Here is a 1,226-nt window from a genome sequence, read left to right on the forward strand (position 1 = left end):
GCACCCGCCGCCGCTAGGTCTGCGGCGTGCCCGCCCGCTGCGCCGCAATGGCCCGGCCGAGCGCGTCGCCCGAGGTCCAGGCCGCGCCGACGGAGGCCTTGCCGCCCCACCCGTCGCCGCAGACCCCGATGCCCCGCTCGAGGGCGAACGGTGCGGAATGCGGGTCTGCCGGCCGGGCGAACGTCCATCGGTGGGCGTACGTGCTGGCCGGGGTATCCACGATTCCCAGGACGGCCATGACCGCGGCCTGCACCTCGGCGATGACCGCATCCGGATCGTCGAGGTGGGCGGCCGCAAGGGACGCCGTGGTGTGGGCGACGAGCACCGGGGCGTCATCGCTGCGCCGGTCGCCGTCATCGGCGATGAAGGTGATCGAGGGGGAGTCCTTCACGAACGCGCCGTGCAGGTCGGCCGCCCACTCGCGTCGGGGCCAGCGCAGCGCGACGGCGATGGTCGGCTCCCAGCCGTCGGGGCCGTCGAGCAGGCCGTGCATGGGCGAATAGGCCGCGTCGCCCGCGAGCAGGCGCCGTGCCTGCGGGTCGGGCATCGCGAGCACGACACCGTCGACCGGGTCGCCATCGACGGTGACGGGGTCGGTGCCGCCGTCGCCCGCCGCGACTTCCAGCACTGCGTGCTCGTACTCGACCGCGACGCCGTGGTCGGCCTCGATCGCGCGGGCGAGGTCGGCGACGACGGCGCGCAGGCCGGTCGGCGACGCGAAACGCATCGGACCGGTCTTCGATTCGTGGATGCCGCCGGCATCCGCCGCCTGGAAGGTGTCCGTCCATTCGCGAGCCACGCCCCGTGCCAGCCATTCGGCGACGACGCCGTGGAAGGCGGAGTCCTCCTCCGCCGTGAAGTAGGAGGCCCCGAGGTCGACGGCGCGGTCGTCGATGCGGCGGCTCGCCATGCGGCCGCCCGGCACCCGGCCGCGGTCGACGATGCGCACCGGGACACCGGCGTCGAGGAGTGCCCTGGCGCAGGCGAGTCCGGAGATGCCGGCGCCGACGATGAGGATGGGGCCGGGAGCGGCGGGAGGAGTCATCCCGTCATCCTGCCGCGTGCGGCTGGGTGCCGGGCGCGGGGCGCGCTGGGAGCCGCGCGACCGGGGTGCGGCCATGCGGCGCGCCGCGGCTGGTTCGCGGGGGTCTGACCCGGCCCGGGAGCCCCGCTCAGCCCGCGAGCCCCGCTCAGCCCGCGAGCAGCGCGCGGATGCCGCCGTGGGG

The 1,226-nt window shown here is 76.0% G+C and carries 1 protein-coding gene; it reads right to left on the bottom strand.

Features of this window, described 5'->3' with window-relative positions; all coding sequences use genetic code 11:
* Window positions 1–13: 13 nt before the first annotated feature.
* Window positions 14–1,045 carry an NAD(P)/FAD-dependent oxidoreductase gene (locus tag G5S38_RS15480; protein WP_165070552.1) on the bottom strand — a complete coding sequence of 344 codons (1,032 nt, stop codon included), beginning with the start codon at window positions 1,043–1,045 and terminating at the stop codon, window positions 14–16.
* Between the last annotated feature and the right edge of the window lie 181 nt (window positions 1,046–1,226).

This window comes from Marisediminicola senii (genome assembly GCF_011057645.1).
Taxonomy (GTDB): Bacteria; Actinomycetota; Actinomycetes; order Actinomycetales; family Microbacteriaceae; genus Marisediminicola; species Marisediminicola senii.